Source organism: Urinicoccus massiliensis (genome assembly GCF_900120405.1).
Classification (GTDB): Bacteria; Bacillota; Clostridia; order Tissierellales; family Peptoniphilaceae; genus Urinicoccus; species Urinicoccus massiliensis.
The window spans coordinates 917,311-935,767 of the sequence record NZ_LT635493.1 but is presented as its reverse complement, the minus strand read 5'-3'; the positions used below and the strand labels follow the sequence as shown (position 1 = coordinate 935,767).

General features: G+C 30.6%; 17 protein-coding genes and 1 pseudogene. 10 read left to right on the top strand and 8 right to left on the bottom strand.

Annotation, left to right across the window (positions count from 1 at the left end; all coding sequences use genetic code 11):
* Positions 1-45 precede the first annotated feature (45 nt).
* Positions 46-1,230: a HEPN/Toprim-associated domain-containing protein gene (locus BQ7400_RS09030; protein WP_072470243.1), complete on the top strand. Its 1,185-nt coding sequence runs from the start codon at positions 46-48 to the stop codon at positions 1,228-1,230.
* Between the two features lie 337 nt (positions 1,231-1,567).
* On the opposite strand, the gene BQ7400_RS09025 is transcribed toward BQ7400_RS09030, so the two are convergent.
* The 7 genes and pseudogenes from BQ7400_RS09025 to BQ7400_RS08990 all read right to left on the bottom strand — a co-directional run bounded on the left by BQ7400_RS09025 (position 1,568) and on the right by BQ7400_RS08990 (position 11,173).
* Positions 1,568-3,436, bottom strand: coding sequence for an AIPR family protein (locus BQ7400_RS09025; RefSeq protein WP_072470242.1), 1,869 nt, complete (start codon positions 3,434-3,436; stop codon positions 1,568-1,570).
* Positions 3,437-3,692: 256 nt separating this feature from the next.
* Positions 3,693-4,538 carry a KilA-N domain-containing protein gene (locus BQ7400_RS09020; protein WP_072470241.1) on the bottom strand — a complete coding sequence of 282 codons (846 nt, stop codon included), beginning with the start codon at positions 4,536-4,538 and terminating at the stop codon, positions 3,693-3,695.
* A gap of 694 nt (positions 4,539-5,232) precedes the next feature.
* Positions 5,233-7,317 carry an ATP-binding protein gene (locus BQ7400_RS09015; RefSeq protein WP_072470240.1) on the bottom strand — a complete coding sequence of 695 codons (2,085 nt, stop codon included), beginning with the start codon at positions 7,315-7,317 and terminating at the stop codon, positions 5,233-5,235.
* A gap of 1 nt (position 7,318) precedes the next feature.
* Positions 7,319-8,572: a DNA methyltransferase gene (locus BQ7400_RS09010; RefSeq protein WP_072470239.1), complete on the bottom strand. Its 1,254-nt coding sequence runs from the start codon at positions 8,570-8,572 to the stop codon at positions 7,319-7,321.
* A gap of 228 nt (positions 8,573-8,800) precedes the next feature.
* Positions 8,801-8,974 (bottom strand): annotated as a pseudogene (locus tag BQ7400_RS09000) (plasmid mobilization relaxosome protein MobC); the annotation flags it as partial.
* Positions 8,975-9,284: 310 nt separating this feature from the next.
* Positions 9,285-10,367: a site-specific integrase gene (locus BQ7400_RS08995; protein ID WP_072470237.1), complete on the bottom strand. Its 1,083-nt coding sequence runs from the start codon at positions 10,365-10,367 to the stop codon at positions 9,285-9,287.
* A gap of 131 nt (positions 10,368-10,498) precedes the next feature.
* A complete protein-coding gene (locus BQ7400_RS08990; protein ID WP_072470236.1) occupies positions 10,499-11,173 on the bottom strand; it encodes a helix-turn-helix domain-containing protein in 675 nt (224 codons plus the stop codon).
* A gap of 142 nt (positions 11,174-11,315) precedes the next feature.
* Here BQ7400_RS08990 and BQ7400_RS08985 point away from each other — a divergent pair, with 142 nt between their 5' ends.
* The 9 genes from BQ7400_RS08985 to BQ7400_RS08945 all read left to right on the top strand — a co-directional run bounded on the left by BQ7400_RS08985 (position 11,316) and on the right by BQ7400_RS08945 (position 16,832).
* Positions 11,316-11,513, top strand: coding sequence for a helix-turn-helix domain-containing protein (locus BQ7400_RS08985; protein WP_072470235.1), 198 nt, complete (start codon positions 11,316-11,318; stop codon positions 11,511-11,513).
* Positions 11,514-11,526: 13 nt separating this feature from the next.
* On the top strand, positions 11,527-11,712 hold the full coding sequence (locus BQ7400_RS08980; RefSeq protein ID WP_072470234.1) for a helix-turn-helix domain-containing protein: 186 nt from the start codon (positions 11,527-11,529) through the stop codon (positions 11,710-11,712).
* 131 nt (positions 11,713-11,843) lie between these two features.
* On the top strand, positions 11,844-12,611 hold the full coding sequence (locus BQ7400_RS08975) for a hypothetical protein (protein WP_072470233.1): 768 nt from the start codon (positions 11,844-11,846) through the stop codon (positions 12,609-12,611).
* Positions 12,580-13,419, top strand: coding sequence for an ATP-binding protein (locus tag BQ7400_RS08970; RefSeq protein ID WP_072470232.1), 840 nt, complete (start codon positions 12,580-12,582; stop codon positions 13,417-13,419). The genes BQ7400_RS08975 and BQ7400_RS08970 overlap by 32 nt, the downstream gene beginning before the upstream one ends.
* Positions 13,416-13,778, top strand: a complete 363-nt coding sequence (locus tag BQ7400_RS08965; protein WP_072470231.1) for a hypothetical protein — start codon at positions 13,416-13,418, stop codon at positions 13,776-13,778. Before BQ7400_RS08970 ends, BQ7400_RS08965 begins: the two co-directional genes overlap by 4 nt.
* A 216-nt stretch (positions 13,779-13,994) precedes the next feature.
* Positions 13,995-14,525, top strand: coding sequence for a hypothetical protein (locus tag BQ7400_RS08960; protein ID WP_072470230.1), 531 nt, complete (start codon positions 13,995-13,997; stop codon positions 14,523-14,525).
* 25 nt (positions 14,526-14,550) lie between these two features.
* The gene (locus BQ7400_RS08955) at positions 14,551-15,411 is read left to right on the top strand and encodes a hypothetical protein (RefSeq protein WP_072470229.1); all 861 of its coding nucleotides are present in this window, start codon (positions 14,551-14,553) and stop codon (positions 15,409-15,411) included.
* A gap of 87 nt (positions 15,412-15,498) precedes the next feature.
* A complete protein-coding gene (locus tag BQ7400_RS08950) occupies positions 15,499-15,882 on the top strand; it encodes a hypothetical protein (protein WP_072470228.1) in 384 nt (127 codons plus the stop codon).
* A 179-nt stretch (positions 15,883-16,061) separates the two neighbouring features.
* A complete protein-coding gene (locus tag BQ7400_RS08945; protein WP_072470227.1) occupies positions 16,062-16,832 on the top strand; it encodes a sigma-70 family RNA polymerase sigma factor in 771 nt (256 codons plus the stop codon).
* A 95-nt stretch (positions 16,833-16,927) separates the two neighbouring features.
* On the opposite strand, the gene guaA is transcribed toward BQ7400_RS08945, so the two are convergent.
* A complete protein-coding gene (guaA, locus tag BQ7400_RS08940; RefSeq protein WP_072470226.1) occupies positions 16,928-18,454 on the bottom strand; it encodes a glutamine-hydrolyzing GMP synthase in 1,527 nt (508 codons plus the stop codon).
* Positions 18,455-18,457 lie beyond the last annotated feature (3 nt).

Sequence of the window (18,457 nt, the reverse complement as noted above, 5' to 3'; positions counted from 1 at the left end):
TCTTATCCTAAAAAATCAAAATTTTTATAATAAGAGGTGCTTTTTATGGGTTCTATGATTACATTAGGAATAGGAAAAATGGAGCTTGATTGGGGTAAAAATAATATGTTTAATAATCATTCTTGCTTATTCCAGAAAGAAGACATAAAAATAGTACCTTATTACTATTCTGACAACAAAATCGAATACAAAGAAGGTTTTTCAAAAAATATCATGTCTGTAAGGAGAAGATTAGATTTGTTAGGATATAGTTTGTATGAGATTGAAGAGTTATTTAACGAAGAATTGGCAATGTTCAAACAACTATGCAGTTCCTCTACTCCGATAAGTTTTCATGATTTTTACAATACAGTGATAAACGTTGATATTCAGAATATAAATATGGCATCTGAAGAATATGATTTTGACTATGATCTAGGTGAGTATGTCAGGAAATGTGTTATACATGAGATTAAGGATTTATCTAATTTTCCATATTATGACGCTTACACTATTGGATACTTTCTTGAAAATTTAGATCCATATATTACATTAAGAATTCTGAGTGAAAATGAAAACAATCATAACCTAGATGTAATTTGGAGATTTGCAGATGTTGTTGAAAACGGATGGAGTTTAGAAGAAGATATAATCCCAAAATTAACTACACAAGAAAAAATACTTATTGTAACAGAAGGTAGTTCAGACACGGATATTATTAAAAAATCTATTAATCGACTTTATAGTGATATTGCAGATTTCTTTGATTTTATAGATATGGAGCAAAACTATCCTTTTACAGGAACGGGTAATTTAAAAAATTTTGTTAAAGGATTATCCAAAATAAATATTTTAAATAAAATTTTAGTTATTTTAGATAATGATACAGCTGGTATATCTGTTTATAATGATATTAAAACAATCGATTTGCCAAATAATCTAAATGTTATAACTCTGCCTAATTATAAAGATTTTGATAATTTTAAATGCAAGGGTCCCCAGGGAGATTCTTTAGAAAATATAAATGGGAAAGCCGTTTCTATAGAATGTTTTTTAGATCACAGTTCAATAGACGATGAAATTTATGTTAGATGGACTGGCTTTAATGATAAATTAATACAATATCAAGGAAATATTGAGCCAAAAAATTTACTAATCAAATCATTTCATCAATTCTATAAAAAAGAATATGATTTTACTAAATTAAAATATCTTGTTGATTATATATTAGAAAGTTGTACATTTAAATAAATTAATTTTCATAATTATAGCAAAAAGACCGCAGCTTGAAACTACGGTCTGATTTTTTGTCCAAATGTAAACCACTTGGAAGAATTATTTAGTTTATTCTTTTTTACTTCCAGTACCATTTGACTACCAGTAGCCATTTTTTATTCTCTTTATAGCTTGTAATTAAGCCGTTTTAGAAAATTTTGCGACTATTCCCATTCTTCTTTTCCAAACGTCCGATACATCCCAAATCATTCAAAATACTGCATTCTATTTTTTCTAATATCACTAAATCTATCTAATTATAGGACGTTTTCAAATTTTTAGTCCCGTCCCAGTCCCAGTACCGGAAGATTAGTCATGATTGTGTTTCTTCGATCTTAGTTATTTTAAATTCGTAATCATTTAAATCATTATTAATTGTTGAGCCTTTATAATAATTATCAAAATCTTCAACTCGTGTAGTAATAACTAGATTTTCCATTTTTTCTTTACCATTTTTATTCTCCTGCTTGAGAATTTCTTCTTTTTCATAGAAATAATCAATATTAGATTTTTTATTTGATTGAATACGTTCAAATTCTTTCCATTGATCTAAAATTTCATCTACGATCAAATTTAATGAATCTTCAGTCTTATCAAAATATTCATCTGTTAAAAATTTAGAAATAACATTTATTATTGCATATTTCCCATATCTTAACCCTTCACCATAATCGGATTTACTATTTTCTTTTTTTTCTTTTTTTTCTTTTTTTTCTAAATATTTAAATGCAATGTATAAGAAATATATACGATCATATCCTTCAGGCCCTATATCTATATTAAAAAATTTCTCATAATCATTCATATTATATAAAGCATCTTCACCATTTCGCCTGGCAGCATTTACTCTACCATTCATAGCATAGATAATTCTAATAATTGTATTTCTACTAATAATTTGATCTTTAGAAATATAGCCTTTTTCGATACCTTCAGTAAATTCACCTGTTTTTCTATGATAAAAGTATCCGTAGTTATTGTATATATACTTTTGAAAATCAATTTGTACATTTGAATTTGATTTTCTATCTGCAACTGTTACTTTACTTTGATTATTTGTTGTTAATGAAAGCTCATCAATTAATCTTTGTTTGCTTACTTCATCTTTCATCCCTTGATCAAAAGTAATTACCTTTAGTAGTACTTCTTTATTATCAAATACTTTATTATCTATGTCATCATCTTCTAAAATAGTTGATAAAGTGTAAGCTGTTTGTCCTCCATTAATTATTTGTGGATTTAACAATGATAATTCACCTATACCTTCTCTGCCAGTCCTTGAGGTATATGATGTTTTATCAGATAGCAATGTAATTCCATTGTTAAACAATGCAAATACATTACCTGAACGATTGATTACAGAATCTTTTATTGAAGAGTTTACTTCATTGTCTGACGCTCCTAAATAGCTTCTTGGATTAAACTTCAATATAGAGTTCTTAAATGAACTCATTAATTTTGCAATTTCTAATATCGGAACAAAAAACAATTGTACAGATGTAGTAAATTCTTCGTCTTCAACCCAATAATCCATTGTATAATTATTTTTCGAACCTAAATTTAAATTAACAGAAATATTTGTTGCTTGATGAACAGTTCCCCTAACTATAGGAAAAACCAATTCTTCATATGCTCTTTCATAGTTGTAAACTTCAAATGGAAAATTTAATAACTTACCCATTGCATCCGCAAGTACACTACTTACGTTTGCAAGTATAATAACATTAAAATCGTACCTACTTATTTGCTCAATTTCTGAAAGATTTTGTATTAATCTTTGGATTTTGTCGTTGTATTTTATTCCATTTTTATCTATTCTTTCACCTCTACTTATCCTATCTATATCCATTTTATTTATTTCTTCTAATTCGATAGATTTATTCATGAAGTTATCATTATTCGTTCTAAACTTTGATTGAATAAAATATATTTTTTTATTTTCATGATCAATATAGTAGGCGTCAATTCCTCCATCTTGAGAATCATCTGTAACAAATTTTTCTCGTTTCTCAAAATCCAACAAATTAAATTTAGCTTTTAAAAGCAAATGAATATAAGCTCTAGAATTTGCACGATTTACTTTATCTAGATCATCCTTATTTGGATGATAAATTCTATAATCTTCTGGAGCTTCTTTTCTCAACGCTTCTAGAACTTTAAGTAAAGTAAGATATTTTATCATATACTTTCCTCCTTATATTTTTAAACTCTATATTTTTATTTCCTTTGTAGAAGGCTTGAAACCAAGTATTCATCGCCACTATCTTCCCTTTTAATAATTATACCGCTAGATCCTCAAGAAAAATCCGAGGTATTATTTGTAGAATTTTCATTATATAGAAATCCTCATTTCCTAGTGGTTTTGCTCTCATTTTAAGAATTACACATTCAATAAGGTAAACCACCGTTTTACAATATTTTTCTATATTCAGTTAAAACTACTTGTTTCTTTCTAATCTCCTGATACCACTATTATTAAGCTTTTCAATTGACACCAATTGTCTTCTAGCAAGTTTTCTAAGTTCAATCATTCTTTCTTTTTGCTCTAATCCTTTTTCAATTAAAATTGCATTGTAGGATTCCATATTAGCAAGTACTAGTAGTTCATTAAGACTTGCATAGTCTCTCATATTTCCTTTTAGGTCAGGATTTTCTTCACGCCACTGTTTTGCTCTTTTATCAAAGAGTGCCACATTAAGCATATCTGCTTCACTTGCATATTTAAATGATAACTGCTCATCTGTAAGGTCTTTTAATAAATACTCTTTAATGGCATCTGTATGAATTTTATAATTGATTTTAGATATTTCTCTATGCAGGTTCCAAGTTAATGATAATTTTGAGTTTTCATCTTCTTTAAGTCTTTGATAATCTTTAATTATATAAAGTTCAAATTCTGCAGATATCCATGAAGCAAATTTAAAAGCTATATCTTTATGAGCATATGTGCCACCATATCTACCCAACTTTACAAATAGTCCTACTGCATTAGTGGTTTTCTGCCATTTTTGAGGTGATAATGTAAAAGCGTTACTACCCGCCTCTTTTAAATACCCCTCGAATTCGAGGGGGTTAAAATCTGGATTATTTAACTGCTCCCAAATGCCAAGATATTCTATTGTATTATAGTTTCGCATCCAATTTGAAACAACTACATTAGGTTCTTCCTTGTTTTTATATTTTGCTATATCAGTAAGACTTATATAGTCATTTTTAAAATCTTCTGTGTAAACCTCAATATCAAAGCCTTTAGCTGAAATTTGATCTTTTTTAATTTTTGACAATATACCCCCTCCTTATTCTGACTTAATCTTTATTACTTGTATTATAACATAAAAAATGGTCAGAGCACCGTATGCTTCCTGACCTAATCTTATGATTAAATCATATATCTCAAATCACTAATTGTCAAATGCTATAAGCCACTTTACCCATATGTATAATTTCTCTACTTTTATTATGCGTTATTTTCCTTTATTTTACTTTACAATTGAATTCTCTATCAAGAGTTCTATCACTTCCTTTCCAATTTTGTCCAAACCGACACTCAAACCGACAATTTATTGTCGTATTATTTGTTTACTATATTATGTAAAATATAGACACTCAAAAAGACCGCAGCTTGAAACTACGGTCTAATTTTTTGTCCTCATGCAAACCACTTGGAAGAATCATTCAGTTTATTCTTTTTAACAAATGTTCCCATTTTAATCCCAGTTACAGTTTTTTATCTTCTGTAACCGTTGATTTTACAAAGCTTTTAATTTTTTTGCGATTATTCCCATTCTTCTTTTCCAAACGTCCGATTTATCCCAATACATTCAAAATACTGCATTTTATTTTTTCTAATACCACTAAATCCATCTAATTATAGGACGTTTTCAAATTTTTAGCCCCGTCCCAGTACCAGTACCAGTGTCGAATAATAACTTTATGCCATTATAAATTTATAAAATTAGTATTTTTATAATTGTATTTTCATAAATTTAAAAAACAAAGATAAGTATAAAGTAGGTTTATTATAGGAAAATCTATTTCTATCTGTTTTAATGATATTATTCTTCCTGCTCCATGAGTAGTTAAGTTTAAATATGATATAGTTCCATCGTATCTACCTTGACTAAATGCTTGATTATATATCTCTAATACTCCAGCTTTTTCTCTCTCATTTTGAATTTTATTTATAAACCTATCTTTAATATTTTTACTAGCACTAATTATTTTAAAATTTTTTTCAAGATATTTGTCTTGTTTTTCTCCTAATTTTTCTACAATATCATTAACAACAAGCTCAACAAATGTTCTTAAAGATGAAATCAAAATATACTCATATTTTTTGCGATCTTTATATATATCATTCAACTGGTTCTTAAAGATATAAATATCTTCTTTAACATTCTGATCAATTTGCATTAATGGATGTACCATAACATCTTCAATGCCTACTTTACTAGTCCTATTAGAAATCGGAAACTGGCTAACTCCCTTGTACTTTCCATTTATTTTTTTGCTACTTATTTTATCTTCAATCGATATTTCAAAAAAAATATTTGAGCACGGTCTATTAAAAGTTATTGTTTTTAGCTTGCTATTCATGCTCCTACAATCTTCTGGAGTAACTGTAAATTCTAATGGTTTTATTTTTCTTGTGCTCTCACAGTCTTCAAATATAAACAAATCATCAAATCTATATTCATTTCCAACCAAAAATTCAGAAATTTTTTGCTTTATTATTGGATCTGGTCGTTCAAGGACATCTAATATTACTTTATCATTGTTGCTGTATACAATTTCCCATGTTCCTGTAGAATCAGTTGTAACTTTATCCTTCTTTTCTTCATTATGAGTTATATATTTTATTTTGTAATTATCATTCTTTAGATCAGGAGTTTGATTAATGAAACAAGTTCTATTGTATATTTTCGGCTTCTTTTCCAACTCTTTATCGAGAATATTTCTTAAAAATATTTGCATATTAGACGAAAAATAGTTTAAAAACTCTTGGAATAAAATGCTATTAACAGATTCCGTCATTTTAGTTCTATCGGAGTTGAATGAAATTAAATCAGGGCTAGTTAATATCAAACTAATTTTCCCAACTTGTTGCCTGAAAACTTGCTTGTTTCTTTTAAAAGAATTTATTTCTGAATTATATAAAGTATAATTATCAAATAAGCATTTATTAATATATATTAATGGCACCACTCTATCATTCACACTATCATAATAAATATCAGGTAAATGTTTTTTGCTCAACCCCTTTAAGTTATATACACTTATATCTATATTCACTTTTATATTTTCATTATCAAAAAACTCATTAAATTTTTCATCTATTTCAAATTTATATTCATTACCATTTCTAAGTAATTTAAAAAATTTATTCCCATTCTTATTTTTCATTAACTTGGAGTCAAATAGTGCTGATGCAATTTTTGCTTCATCTAACCTTGTTATATCTTTAGATTCAGTATTTGTCTCATCCCAAGATTTTTTAATTTCAACCTTAATTTCTGGCGAATCTATAACATTTATCAACCTCATTAATTCATCATCTTTATCTAATGTTTGCTTGAATATATCGAATGTTTCTTTATATATTTCTGTTATAGTTATCGTTGTTCCGCTATGAATCTTCGTATCATCAATTTTTTTTACGGGAATATCTAAATTATATAAACTTTTTTGAGAAGATATTTCCTCCATATCTAACTCAAATGAGTATCCTTTTGAATCTTTTACTGTATCGACTTTAACTTTGTTTCCAAATTTAAATACCGAGAAAAAACCTAATCCTTTTTCTCCAGATATAAGTACACCTCCGATTTCTTGTCCGAAAATTTTATTACTATCACTAACGGTCAACAAAGTATCAATTTCTTCAAGATTCATTCCTTTACCATTATCCTGTATAGTTATTTTTTCAGGTGATATATAAATTCGCACTGAGCTAGATCGAGCTTCGTATGAGTTTTTTATTAATTCTATTATTGCAAACTTTGTTCCAGGTATGTTTTGTGATACTTCTTTAATGAATTTACCAGATACCGATAATTTTGCCACGTTATTTCTCCTTTTTATAAATTATTACTGTTTCTTCTGACATAGATTCAACAGCCCCCATATTCTTTATTTTAGATATTTTTTTAGGCATTTTTTTAAATAATATATTTCTTTTAAATAAATCTACTTTTTTTAATCCTAAGCTTTTAAAAATATCTTCGGTTATATCATCAAAAGGCTGTTCTATGCCATCTACCTTTCTATTTCCTACAGTAAATATTATATACCCCTCCATTGAAAGAGCTTTATGTAGATCATATAAAGATTTATAGTAATCTGATAAAAATCTTATAACTTTATTTTTTTTATTCTCACTAAGCTTGTCAACATATTCATGTATAATAGAAATATCAGGAAGTTTATTATTATTTTTATTTCCACCTAGGCTTAAATAATCTATTTTTGAATAATTGGATAATATATCTGGTTCACATAATAAATCTTTTGAATCAACCCATTTTAAGAATAAAATAGAAGCTTGTCCATATGTTACTGTTGTCGGATTATCACCATACGGTGGGGAAGTGCATATAATGTCAAATTCACCTTTTAATTTATAATTAATAATACTACTTGAATCACCATAAATTATATTTGAACTTGTTATATTGCTATAATTTAAATGTTCTGAATTATCGTTAATAATTTTGATGAAATATTCTATACATTTATCTTCTATTAAATCAATTTTTTCCTTGGGAAGAGCGTGTAATTTAAACGTGCTAGTCCTATCATTGCTAAATTTAAATATAACTTCCGATAAGCAAATCCAAAAAAATTTTCTTATATCTTGATTTTTCTCTAGTAGTATACAGTGCCTTATTTGGCTCAAAGATTTTATTATATCGTCTCTAAACCATTTTTTAATATTATAAAAATCATACATTGGAAAATTTGATTCCTGCCCTAAATTACTTTCAATTACTGAAATAGCATCACAAACATCTGTCCTATTATATTTATGAGTTTTTACAAACGACAATAATGTAGCGTATGGATTTATATCAATCCCTACAGAATTAATTCCTAATTCTTGTGCGATGACTAAAGTTGTTCCAGATCCACAAAAAGGATCTAACAAAGTAATATTTTTGTTATTTAAATGCTTGCTTATAACACTTAATAGCTGATACTGCATATCTGGAACCATAGTAGCAGGGTATTTGCCAATATTGTGTATGCCTGATTTAGTTGTCCCTTTAAAGTCCCAATAATCTTGAGGGTATCTATTTAATTCTTCGGCTATTTTATTCATATAATTCTCTACTTCCACTTACAATCTATAGAAATATTTGTGCTTTGTCCATAAGTTCAGTACTTTTCATTTCTAAGTCTATAAGTTTTTTAAACAATTTTTTATAACTAAATTTCAACATGAGATATTCGAAATAACTCCCTATATTTATCTATATTGTCTTAATTATACCATTAAAACAATTCTTTTAACATGCTTTTATTCTCTTATCTCGAACTGAATGAAAAATTATTTCCTTAATAACAGGGAATGTATATCCCATATTTCTTTTGATAATTTTTCTATTTTTTCTCTCATATAATCTATATCGTCCTTATAAATGACACCAGTTGTATTATTAGCTTTTGCAATCTGGTTTATATTATTTGTTGCATTTGAAAGTAACCATTTGATATGTCTAAATAAATTAATCCTCATAATATGTACGCAAAAAGACCGCAGCCTAAAGACTACGGTCTAATTTTTTGTCCAAATGTAAACCACTTGGAACTATTATTCAATTTATTCTTTTTTACAAATGTTCCCATTTTAATCCCAGTTACAGTTTTTTATCTTCTGTAACCGTTGATTTTACAAAGTTTTTAATTTTTTTGCGATTATTCCCATTCAACCGCCTAACATTCTTCATCATTTAATTTTGTGTATTTTAAGCCCTTTTTATTTTTATGAATTGCTATTTTATACTATTTTATATACTATTTTAAAATTATTGTTACGATTTTGTTACGCTTAAGTTTTCCATTACTTTTAGAATCTTATCATCACTAGGAATCATATGGGAATAAGTGTTTAAAGTTGTTGATACTTTTTCATGGCCTAGCCGTTTACTTAAGGCCACAATATTGATTCCCTCGTTTAGTAATAAGCTCGCATGGGAATGCCTTAGATCGTGAATTCTTATTTTATTTAAGTTGTTTCTTTTACATATTTGAGTTATTGCATGTTCAAACTTATGCTTAGTACAATGAAAAATCCGGTCTTCATTATTAGGCTTATAGACTGATTCTTTATAATTTTTCAATTCATCTATGACGGCTTTTATAACCGTTATTTCTCTAATGCTTTTCTTGGTTTTAGGTTCTGTTATAACGTCTTTACCTTGCAACCTTTGATAGGATTCATCTATATTCACCGTATTTCTATTAAAGTCAATATCTTTCCAAGTTAAGGCCAACAATTCACCAATACGGCAACCGCTCCAATATAGGATGTTAAAACCTAAGTGTAGTTCTTTATCCTCTACAAGGTCAATAAAGATTGTGAATTCTTCTAGGCTCCAGATTTCTTTTTCCGGTGCATTCTTTGCCCCAATGCTCCCTACTTTATGGACAGGGTTATTCTTTAGATTATGAAATTTAACAGCATAGTTAAATATAGCCGTTAATTGATTGTTGATGGATTTTAAATAGGTGGGGGCATAGGGTTTATTTGTTTTGGGATTGACTGCTTCTAATAACTTATTTTGCCACCTTTGAACATCAATGGGCCCTATCTCGCTAATTTTTAGATCTTTGAAATAAGGTAGTATCTTATTTTCAATTAAATATTCTTTTGATAATATTGTATGTTCCTTCAACCTTGGGCGGATATCTTCAAAATACATTTCATATAACCCTTGAAAGGTCATTTCTGGATTAAACTTAATGTCATTTAAGAAGTTCCGTTCCCATTCGTCCGCTTCTTTTTTTGTATTAAATCCTTCTTTTTTCTTTTGCTTGGTTTCACCGTCTAAATTTACATATCTAAATGAGCAATACCATTTATTGGGATTGTTTTTCATTCTTTTGCTTGTCATGTTTAAAATCTCCTTATTCAATTGTCCAGGGCTTAAAATTCGGGGTCAATTTTAAGCTTTCTCTTGTTCTTAGTATAATTTCTATTAATGATAACTATAGGGCCTTAAAATCGATTCTATGGCCTTTTAGCTTAATTATCTTCTAAATTCTTAAGATCTTGTAATAAATCATTAATTGTACCGATTTCTGGATTATTTAACGATTTATTAATAACCTCATATAGATGATTTATAGTTTCTTTTGTGTTTGAAGTATATAAATCTATAATATTTTGTTTATTGCTAGCATAAAGATGGGTTGAATAGTCATATACATCCGTTTCTAATTGTGTTTCTATATCAACCCCAATATCTAAGAACTTACCTTGCACAACAAGATAATAAAAACCTTTATCATATTCATAAAGATATCCTTCTATTATCTTATATTGGCTTTCAATTTCCTTAATACCAAACTTGTGGGGCTCTAAAGAATCATATTGCCACAACTTCGTAAAATGTTCACTTGGTTCTTTAATATACTCCCACGTTATTTTTTCGTTTTGTGTCATTTCTATTAGTTTATTAATCAATCTTTCTTGAGGGGTTTCCCCTTTGTTCCAGCCCATCAAATAACTAGGATCTACTTCTAAGGCCTTAGCAATATCAGTTATCCTGTTGATTGGTATATTGGGAACATTGCCTGATTCATAGTTAGACAACGAAGCATGCGTAAGCCCGATTTTTTGCCCTAATTCTTGTAGTGTAAGTCCCCTTTCAAGTCTAGTCTTCTTTATTCGTTCTCCTATTTTTGAGTTATTATTCATATTATCCTCCTCCTAATTAACCTAATGTAATCATAACAAACATTTTAAAATTTGTAAATAATATTGAAAAAACCTCTTGACAGTTTTTAAAGTATTGCATACAATGTAAGTGTAATTATTACTAACAATCGAGGTGAGAAAAATGAAACTAAAAATAGGTGAAGTAAAGCTTTTAATGGTAGAACAAAACCTAACACAAGATGAATTGGCAGAAAAAGCAGACCTTTCAAGAATTTCTATCAGTTATTTTATGAATGGTAAAAACGCAAGTGTTAAGTCAATAAACAAAATTGCCAATGCTCTTAATGTATCCATTAGAGATATTGTAGAAATGAATTAATGCGAGGTGAAACATGGCTACTTTAATACGTGTTGATGAGGTAAAGGAGATACTTGGGGTCAAAGAAGCCAAGGCCTATAAAGTCATACGTCAATTGAATCATGAACTTGAAGAAAAGGGCTTTTTAACTGTATCTGGAAGGATCCCCCTGGACTACTTGAAAGAGAGGTTTAACTTAAATGATGATGGTTCTATGTAAGACAATAAAAAAAGCCCGCCAGGCTCAAACAAAGTTCCCCAACTTCTCACCTGACGGGCTTCATGACAAGCAATACAATGGTATTGCTAAAGTATATTTTAGCAAATTAGAAGATTATAAACAATACCTGTATGGAAGTTGGTGCAAATTTGAAAAAAAGCCAGGGTTGGGTGAGTGTTTATAGAGAATTAATAAAAAAACCTATTTGGTTGAATTCTACACCTGAACAAAAAACTATTTTTATCGTGCTTCTTTTAATGGCTAACCATGAAGAAAAGGAATGGGAATGGAGGGGCCAAAAGTACAGAATAAAACCAGGCCAAATGATTACAAGTCTAAATTCTATTGTTTTAAATTGTGGTAAAGGTATGACAACACAAAAAGTTAGAACAGCTTTAAAAAGATTTGAAAAACTTGGTTTTTTAACAAACGAATCAACAAACAAAAATAGGCTTATAACCATTGTAAATTGGGGAAAATATCAAGGAGTATTAAAACAATATAACAATGGTTATAACATGCAACTAACAAGCAATCAACAAGCACCTAACAAGCACCTAACAACTAACAATAATGATAATAATGATGTAATAATGATTAATAATGATGATAAGGCAAATTACCTTTCACAGATTAATCTCCTTGTTAGAAATAAGGTTACATCATCATCTATTGAGGCTTTTATTGGTCTTTATGGAATCAAGTCTTTAAAGTCTCTTATTACAGAAATACAAAAAAGCGACTATCTCAAGGAGAACATTAACTTTAATAGTCTAAACCCTGGCTTTGTGGATAAGGCTATTCATGGAGGGTATCGAACATATCGAACCAACGATTTTATGGAAAAAGAGGAGGGAGAAAATCCGTATGGAAAAGTTCCACCATTTGAACTTAACTGATGTTATATCTCCTGATGATACTAGTTATGATAAGAAGGATCTAAAAGTTACGGATCCATTTACCGGAAAACCTATAACTGTAAAATCTCTAAGTGAAAAAGGAATTCAACAATATCAACAAAACCAGGAGATGGAAAAAGAGAGAGAAAATAGAAAGCATGTTGAAAAGCTTAAACTTAATAGCTTAATGAATGCTAAATTTAAAGAATGTCGATTTGAAAACTTTAAAATAACTCCGGATAACGAAAAGTGTTTTAAACTTGGTCGGTATTATGCTTCCCACTTTGACGAGTTTAAAGATAAAAATAAGGGACTGTTGATTTATGGCGAAGCCGGAACGGGTAAATCTTTTTTAAGTTTTTGTATTGCTAATTATTTGATTGATCGCGGTGTTCCTGTTATTGCTTGTTCTTTTTCTACTATTTTAGAAAAAATAAAAGAATTTTCAGCTTTTGGAAGTAATAAGCTAAATTTTTTTTACAACACGCTTGAGGATATTGATTTGCTTATTATTGACGATTTAGGTTCTGAACATTCTAGCGAATGGATTAAAGCTAAGATTTATACAGTTATTGATTTAAGGTATCGGTCTAACAAGCCTTTAATTATAACTACAAATTTAGATCCTGACACCGAGTTAAAAAGGAAACTCACTGGAAAGGATGGCATTACTAGAACTTATGACCGTATCTATGAAATATGTCCACGGGTTAAAATGAGTTGCCAACCTTTAAGAATTCTGGAAGGCAATAAGAAACAAGCGGAATTTAATCAGTTGTTTCGTGATATTACAGGGGGTAAACAATGAAAACTTTAATTACTGTATTGAAAGAAAGTAAAGAAATAAACCTACAAGCCGGAAATGTATATGAACTTTTTATGGATAATAAAAACTTATTAGCAAGAACTTTATCAGAAGATGAAATTGAAGAATATAGAAAAGAATGTATTAAAAATTTACCTACAAAGGGGAAACGGTGTATTCAAAGAGCCGGAAACCTTAGCATATTTGATAATAGTCCTATTGGGCTTAAAATTGATGAATTGAACTATTTACTTGAGGGGAACGGATATTCACTAGATGCCACTACATGGAGGCTAGCAGGTGATTTCTTCAACTATGGTTATTATTTGGGCAGAATAGCCGGGAAAAAGGGATTTTATTAAAAAAAGGGGCTGTTGTGGTAAAAGCTACAATAGCCTTTTTTGTATTTAAACGTATAATACATTTTCATTTTATGTTACCTATACATGGTTATATTATTTAATGCATACTATATGTAGTTAATATTTGTATAATGGCCACTATATATAGTATAATATAGCTATACATATTGAAAATATGGAAATACTTTTATAAGGAAAAGAATAGAGGAATAGAAAATGAAAAACAATGAACAGAACTCTAAAGCTTATACCGAATTAATTAATAGTTTAGATCTAGATGATTCTAGAAATGCTTATAATGAAACGGTAGAAAACAATGAAATTGCCATTTTAAAATCTCCTAATGAAGAAAATATGAATAAAGATTCTGATGAAGAAAATTCAGAAAGAACATTCACTCAGAAAGAAGTTAATGAAATAGTTAAGAAAAGACTATCCAGGAAAGAAAAAAATATAAACGAAGAAGTTGACAAAAGGGTTAGCGATGAATTAGAGAAGAGATCTAACGATCTTGATTGTAAAGAATATTTAATTGAAAATGGCTATCCTAAAGATTTTATGGAAATATTCGAGAATGAAAATATTGATGATTTTAAAATTAAGGTGGGTAAAGTTATGGCTTTAATTCAAGCCAATAAAAAGGAAATTGTTCCACCGCTTAAAAACCCTGAAATTGGTCGATTTAGTGATGATGAATACGCTAAAGGTTTTTCAGTAAAGGAACATGTACCCAAAAAACTTTATTAATACCTTCCAAGAAAGGAATATACAAATGACAGAAAATACTAATTTAACAGTTAAATTTGCACCATATACTGATGAAATTTTCAAAAATGAAAGTAGAACATCTTTATTAACTAATAATGATTTTGACTGGACAGGTGCAAGATCAGTTAGAATATGGAAATTTAAAACTGCTAAAATGAATGATTATGCAAGGAATATCTTTGATGATAACAGCGAGCCTTTAAATCCTAGTAGATATGGAAAGCTTTACGATCTAAATGCTGAAACCGAAGAAATGTTATTAAAGAAAGATAGAAGTTTTATATTCAACATTGATAAGCTTGATGTTGATGAAACACAAGGACAATTAGAGGCCGCTTCCGCTTTAGCAAGACAGTTAAGAGAGGTAGTTATTCCAGAAAGAGATAGATACATTTTTGATGAAATCGCAAAATCTGGTGTAACTATTATTGGTGAATCTACTAATAAGATAAACCCCGATAACATTTATGCTAACATTTTAAAATCTTGTGAGCTTTTAGATGGTGGCGAGGTTCCAGATACTGATAGGGTATTGGTTGTTACACCTGAAGTATATTCTTATATCAAACAGGCTAAACAGTTTGATAATACAGATGTTGGAGCTGACCTTAGAACGCTAGGGGTAATAGCCATGTTAGATGGCATGAAAGTAATTAAAGTTTCTAATACTATGTTGCCTAAAGGTGTTAAGTATTTAATTGTGCACCCATCAGCGACTGTTACACCTGTTAAGCTTGAGGATTATAATATACACAACGATACACCGTTAGCCAGTGGCGATATTGTTACAGGTAGAATTTGTTATGATGCTTTTGTTTTAGAAAATAAAAAAGATGGGATTATAGTTTATAAAGAAACTGAATAAGATAACTTGTAAAATGTACTCTTTTATAAAGGTAATGGCAGGGGTTGAAATATACTCTTGCCATTACCTTTAGAATATGGTGATCTGATGAATGCAAGAGAATATTTAGGACGAATAAAACATTTAAATAAAGAAATAAGTACTAATAAGGCTATGCTTGAACTCTTGGAAGAGAGCCTTAATACCAATAATGATGCTGACGTATTGAAAGAAATTAAAAGATTAAAACAAGAAATAAAAAATAAACTCATCTATATATTTGAAATTAAAAAAAATATTATTAAAAAAATTTATAATGTAAATGATTCTTTTTTAAGAACTATACTTTTAAATCATTATATTAACGAACTTACTTTAAAAGATATAGCTAAAGTTACGAACTTTAGCTATGACTACATAAAACACTTACATATTAAATCAATTATAGCTTTTGAAGAAAGTAACAAAGATGAACTAAGCAACTATAAATGATTATGGGGGCATAACTCCCCCTCCGGGCTGGCCAGCGGACTCCGGCCATCACTGTACATATTTTTTCGTGAAAGGGGTTGATATTTATAATGAAGATTGAAACCCTGGACCAATGAGCCTTGGAAGTTTAAACGAAAGTTATTCAAGAAATTTATAGAAATGATATTTGAAAAAATACTATGGTAAATAATGAAAAACTGTTTAAAGAATACACCGAAAATAAGCAAAATACTGAAATTAGGAATGAAATCGTCCTAAACAATATGGGGCTAGTTCCCTATACAATAAATAGGTATAACCTTTATGTCGAGGGTATTCATGACTATGAAGAAATGCTACAAGATGGCTATATAGCTTTAATAAATGCTATTGAAACCTTTGACCCTAGCCTTGGATTTAAGTTCTCAACCTATGCCATTAAATGTATTTTAGCTTTGACAAGAGATCGGCTTGATTATCATAAAGATTTATCTTTAGACGCTCCAATACAATCAAATGATGAGGAAGATACTTTTTTAATTGATACAATTGAAGATGATAAGATTAACATTGAAAGAGAGATTGTAAATCAACAGTTCTATTCTGATGTACGTAAAAATCTATCTTTTAGCCTAGATGCCTTAGAACTAAATGTAATAATGGCCTTTTATGGTATAGGCCAGGAAATGAAAACTTATAGTCAAATATCTAGTATCCTTCATTTAGATGTTCAAAACATCAGAAATATCAAGGATAGAGCAGAAAACAAGCTAAGAAATACTAAATATTTTAGAATGTTATATCTAGAGAGAAAACCAATATCCTATTATCCCTCCTTCCATTTTGAAAATGGAAAAACAGGCCCCACAAATAAACTAGTTTCACCAGTTGAAAACATAATATTAAAAAAGCTTCAGCAGGAAAGAAGTCTTTTTATTAAAACTTTAAAAACACTTAAAAAGGACGAGTAAAGTATAAACTTTCTAAACTCGTCCTTTTTTGTTACGCTTTTGTTACGCTTATATTTTTAAATATTGTAAAATACAGGCTTTCAAGCCTTTATCTCTTATTCCCATTCAATCGTAGCCGGTGGTTTACTTGTAATATCATAGACAATCCGGTTGATATGGTCCACTTCGCCTACGATCCGGCTGGAAATTTTTTCCAAAACTTCGTAGGGAATCTTGGACCAATCGGCGGTCATAAAGTCGGTGGTTTCTACGGCTCTAAGGGCCAGGGTATAGTCGTAGGTCCGGTAGTCACCCATAACGCCTACGGTACGGTTGTTGGTCAGGACGGCAAAGTATTGGTTGATGGACCGGTCTAGGCCGGCCTTGGCAATTTCTTCCCGGTAGATGGCGTCGGCATCTCTTAGGATGTCTAATCTTTCCTTGCTAATTTCTCCCATAACCCGGATACCCAATCCTGGTCCCGGGAAGGGTTGTCTCCAAACCAGGTAGTCGGCCAGGCCCAATTCTTGGCCCAATTCCCGAACTTCGTCTTTAAAGAGTTGGCGTAGGGGTTCTACAAGGCCCTTAAAGTCCACAACAGCTGGCAGGCCTCCCACATTGTGGTGGGACTTGATCACGGCTGCATCTCCGGCTCCGGATTCGATGATGTCGGGGTAGATGGTTCCTTGGGCCAGGTAGTCTACGGACCCGATTTTTCGTCCTTCTTCTTCAAAGACCCGGATGAATTCTTCTCCAATGATCTTTCGTTTTTCTTCGGGGTCTGTTACGCCCTTAAGTCTTGCCAGGAAGCGGTCTTCTGCATTGACCCGGATAAAGTGGAGGTCTGTGTCCTTAAAGGCGGCTTCTACTTCGTCACCTTCGTTTTTCCGCATCAAACCATGGTCCACAAAAATACAGGTTAGTTGGTCTCCAATGGCTTTTTCCAAAAGTTTGGCACAAACTGAGGAATCCACTCCGCCGGACAGGGCCAAAAGTACCTTGCCTTGGCCTACTTGCTTGCGGATGCCTTCAATGGCTGTCTTGGCATAGCGGTCCATGGTCCACTTTCCTTCCAGGCCACAAATGTCGTAGAGGAAATTTCTTAACATATCTTGGCCTTTTTCTGTGTGGTTGACTTCAGGATGGAATTGGACTCCATAGAGTTTTTTATCTTCATTAGCCATGGCTGTATTGGGGGTGGACTGGGTTGAGGCCACTGTCTCAAAGCCTTGGGGCACTTGGGTCACAAAGTCTTGGTGGCTCATCCAGGTTATGGAATCTCCAATGCCCTTAAAGAGCTTGGCCCGGCTGTCAAAACTTGTGGGGGTCTTGCCGAATTCCCGGCTTTGGGACCGGCTCACTTGGCCTCCCAGGTCTACGGCCATTCTTTGCATACCATAGCAAAGGCCCAAAATGGGAATGCCCAGGTCGTAAATTTTTAGGTCAATTTTGGGTGCATCGTCTACATAGACGCTATTGGGCCCCCCGGTAAAGATGATTCCCTGGGGCCTGTGTTTTTCTAAGTACTGGTCTACTTTTTTATAGGGGACAACTTCGCAATAGACGTGTAAATCCCGCACACGTCGAGCGATTAATTGGTTGTATTGTCCGCCAAAATCGATAATCATAACTTCTTGTTCCATTGG

Excerpts from the sequence above, each read along its gene's own strand:
- BQ7400_RS08995 (WP_072470237.1), bottom strand. The coding sequence starts at position 10,367 with ATGACAAGCAAAAGAATGAAAAACAATCCCAATAAATGGTATTGCTCA.
- BQ7400_RS09030 (WP_072470243.1), top strand. The coding sequence starts at position 46 with ATGGGTTCTATGATTACATTAGGAATAGGAAAAATGGAGCTTGATTGG.
- BQ7400_RS08975 (WP_072470233.1), top strand. The coding sequence starts at position 11,844 with ATGGAAGTTGGTGCAAATTTGAAAAAAAGCCAGGGTTGGGTGAGTGTT.
- BQ7400_RS09010 (WP_072470239.1), bottom strand. The coding sequence starts at position 8,572 with ATGAATAAAATAGCCGAAGAATTAAATAGATACCCTCAAGATTATTGG.
- BQ7400_RS08985 (WP_072470235.1), top strand. The coding sequence starts at position 11,316 with ATGAAACTAAAAATAGGTGAAGTAAAGCTTTTAATGGTAGAACAAAAC.
- BQ7400_RS08965 (WP_072470231.1), top strand. The coding sequence starts at position 13,416 with ATGAAAACTTTAATTACTGTATTGAAAGAAAGTAAAGAAATAAACCTA.
- guaA (WP_072470226.1), bottom strand. The coding sequence starts at position 18,454 with ATGGAACAAGAAGTTATGATTATCGATTTTGGCGGACAATACAACCAA.
- BQ7400_RS09025 (WP_072470242.1), bottom strand. The coding sequence starts at position 3,436 with ATGATAAAATATCTTACTTTACTTAAAGTTCTAGAAGCGTTGAGAAAA.
- BQ7400_RS08970 (WP_072470232.1), top strand. The coding sequence starts at position 12,580 with ATGGAAAAGTTCCACCATTTGAACTTAACTGATGTTATATCTCCTGAT.
- BQ7400_RS08980 (WP_072470234.1), top strand. The coding sequence starts at position 11,527 with ATGGCTACTTTAATACGTGTTGATGAGGTAAAGGAGATACTTGGGGTC.
- BQ7400_RS08960 (WP_072470230.1), top strand. The coding sequence starts at position 13,995 with ATGAAAAACAATGAACAGAACTCTAAAGCTTATACCGAATTAATTAAT.
- BQ7400_RS08950 (WP_072470228.1), top strand. The coding sequence starts at position 15,499 with ATGAATGCAAGAGAATATTTAGGACGAATAAAACATTTAAATAAAGAA.
- BQ7400_RS08990 (WP_072470236.1), bottom strand. The coding sequence starts at position 11,173 with ATGAATAATAACTCAAAAATAGGAGAACGAATAAAGAAGACTAGACTT.
- BQ7400_RS08955 (WP_072470229.1), top strand. The coding sequence starts at position 14,551 with ATGACAGAAAATACTAATTTAACAGTTAAATTTGCACCATATACTGAT.
- BQ7400_RS08945 (WP_072470227.1), top strand. The coding sequence starts at position 16,062 with ATGGTAAATAATGAAAAACTGTTTAAAGAATACACCGAAAATAAGCAA.